The organism is Rahnella rivi (genome assembly GCF_019049655.1).
Taxonomy (GTDB): Bacteria; Pseudomonadota; Gammaproteobacteria; order Enterobacterales; family Enterobacteriaceae; genus Rahnella; species Rahnella rivi.
On record NZ_JAFMOX010000027.1, the window covers coordinates 1 to 2,848 of the forward strand.

The 2,848-nt window shown below is 33.2% G+C and carries 3 protein-coding genes; all 3 read right to left on the reverse strand.

The window, feature by feature from the left end:
• On the reverse strand, positions 1-1,170 hold a 1,170-nt coding region (locus tag J1779_RS00190; RefSeq protein ID WP_217202537.1), incomplete at its 3' end, for a right-handed parallel beta-helix repeat-containing protein.
• Positions 1,171-1,231: 61 nt separating this feature from the next.
• Positions 1,232-2,395 carry a glycosyltransferase gene (locus J1779_RS00195; protein WP_217202538.1) on the reverse strand — a complete coding sequence of 388 codons (1,164 nt, stop codon included), beginning with the start codon at positions 2,393-2,395 and terminating at the stop codon, positions 1,232-1,234.
• The coding region (locus tag J1779_RS00200) for an acyltransferase (protein WP_217202539.1) at positions 2,385-2,848 on the reverse strand (464 nt) is incomplete at its 5' end. The genes J1779_RS00195 and J1779_RS00200, both read right to left, overlap by 11 nt.

Genomic DNA, 2,848 nt, shown 5'->3' on the forward strand with positions numbered 1-2,848 from the left:
CTCAATTGATTCGCCACATACTCCTACAAAAGAAAATTGATTGTTTTTAATATTCACATTCGATACATATGAATCTTCTGGGGAATTTTTATCGTCAGTGAGGTAAACCCCCCCTTCTCTTGAACCTACTATTACATTTCTATTAATGAAAATATCATTAGCATAAGAGTAAATTTTTATTCCACCTTTAGAAGAAACTATACGATTATCATTAAAAGTTATATTTTGCGCTTTATGTTTATTATCAAATGAGCCAGCCGATAAAGCGTCATCACCAACATCATGAACGAAATTATTTTCAGCAATTACATTTTGAGAACGATAAAAATGGATTCCATCTGTACCAGAAAGGCCTGCTATAAGCCCCTTGTGATCATGTACATAACAATTTTTGACTATAACATTATTCGAAAAATCAATATGTATACCATAACCAAGACCATAACATTCTTCTATTTCATCAATCAGTAATGGGTCTGCATTACCCACATATAGACCTTTAGGTCCAGCTCTACCCGTATAAAGTGAAGAGTTAAGTCTTTTCAACGTAAAGCCGGAAAGAAAAACTTTAGACTTTAAATCTATAAAAAATGGCTTACTATAGATGATTCCATTAAAAAAATGATCTAAAAGAAAAACCGTTTTTCCTTTCCCAAAACCTGAAAAATTTATATAACCATCATGAATAATTAAAGTTCGCGTTAAAAGATAATTATTAGCTCGATTCTCTTTGATTGGGATGCCGGAGTTTAATGCTAATTCTATGGAAGCTGAACTATCAGTTTTACCATCTCCGATTGCTCCAAAATCAGTTAATTCGAGGTCTATATCGTAAGGCTTCCAAACGCTGCCATCCAGAGAGGTTATCAGGCCTTTTTGAACAGAGCGTGGCCCTTCATATATAAAAACAACCACCTTATTCTGACGAGGGTTACTTGATAAAACAAAAAAATAATCAAAACTTAAGGATGGTGTTTTATATACAAGCTCTTTCTCTGTAAGAATATTATTTAACTTCAACCTCAATAAATCTTTGTCGCACTTTATTCTATGGATGGGCTTTCCATCAGGCTCGGAAGCTATCGCATTTGACAAAAAAAATTTATTAAGATTATAAAATAATAAACCGCTCACTCCGTACTTTATAAAATTCCTTTTAGTAACAGCCATTCTATCTCCCATCTGCTCAGCAAAGAAATGAAAGTAACTTTTAGCATGTCAAAAGGAACATCTAGATTAGCATTTCAAGCATCTTATCCGTTCTTGTTTCGTAAGTATATTCTTTAGCCAAGGCGAGACGCTCATCCAAAGGGATTACATCACCACATATAACAGCATCAACGCCCACAACAAACTCTAAGTTATCCTTACCAATTTTAACAACATTATGAAATTCCTTAATTGAAGAAAGATCTACACTGACGATAGGTTTTCCGGCAGCTAAATACTCAAAAAACTTCATAGGAAACATATTATCTGTATACTGGTTTAGATTATTTGGTAACAGTGCAACGTCAAAATACTTAAGATATTGAGGAAGGACATTATAAGGTTTGGGCCCAAGCAGGTGTATATTTTTATGTTTTTTAAGAATATCTATTTTTGTAGATGGATCCCCTTCTCCAATCTCACCTATAATCACAATACTATATTGTGGTCTTTGGAGAGCAAGATAACTTATAAGATCTAAATCTATTTTATATGAGCTAACTGCACCAATAAAACCTACAATAGGAGAAGTTATATTTTTCATATCATCTGGAATAGTATAATTCTCTGTTACAGCTTTATTGAAATGAACATAATCTGCAACATTAGAAAAATAATGTATATTTTTATTCCATTGAACTCTACTTTCTTTCAATTGCAATGCTGTAACAAATACTATACTTGCCTGTTGAATTAATGTTTTTTCCTCACGTTCTAAAACATCGATAGGCATTCCAGGCTGAGCTTTAATTTCATCAACACAGTGATAAATTGTTTTCGAAAAATCATGCGGATTTAAAAACTCAGTAGTTAATGGATTATATGTCCACAACCATGGTTTTCTAAAACCAAGAAATTTACTCCATACTTTGACGAAGAAACTCAGATAGAACTTATTAAAACTCCTTACAGCACGATATTCGTTCCAAGGTAGTGTTATTGGAGACCAAATCCATATATTTTCTTGCACTTTCTTCGGTGGTCTTAGTGCCTTAAACAATTTTTTTAAAATTCGGCTAAAATCCTTCTTATTTAAACTCGGCTTACGTAAGCCCAATGAGTCAATATAAAGGACTTTATATCCTCTACGAGCAAATTCGACGGCAACATGCTGTTTATTTGTCCAAAATGGATTATCCCAGTCAGCAGTCGAAAGCAAGACAATTTCTTTATTATCATTTCTCATTGACTTTCCTCAAGTATCTCACTGGATTACCTGCATAAACACTATATGAATCTAATTTTCCTCTTACAACAGAATTGGCACCTATCACAGTGTGAGCGCCAACAACCGTTCCCTTCGTCACTACAGAACCGGCGCCAATCCATACATCTTGAGAAATAAAAACTTCACTTTTAGTATATCCTTGATCCCTTATTTTTATATTACTAGCACTAAACTGGTGATCAGAATCATAAAAACAAACGTTTTGTCCAAAAAGACAGTCATCGCCAATAGTCATCTTTTCATGACAAATAACATGATTGTTTTCATTAAAAAAAACACCGTTACCTATGGTTAACTCTCCGCCAGAACAATGTAATACAGTGTTTTTTGATAAAAAAACCCTGTCACTATTACCTTTTATATAAATTCTTCCACCATTGGTTATTTTTATTTTTGCACCTGGAGAAATAT

What these genes read in the sequence shown, in the direction of transcription:
- J1779_RS00195 (WP_217202538.1), bottom strand. Translation starts at nt 2,395, where the DNA reads ATGAGAAATGATAATAAAGAAATTGTCTTGCTTTCGACTGCTGACTGG.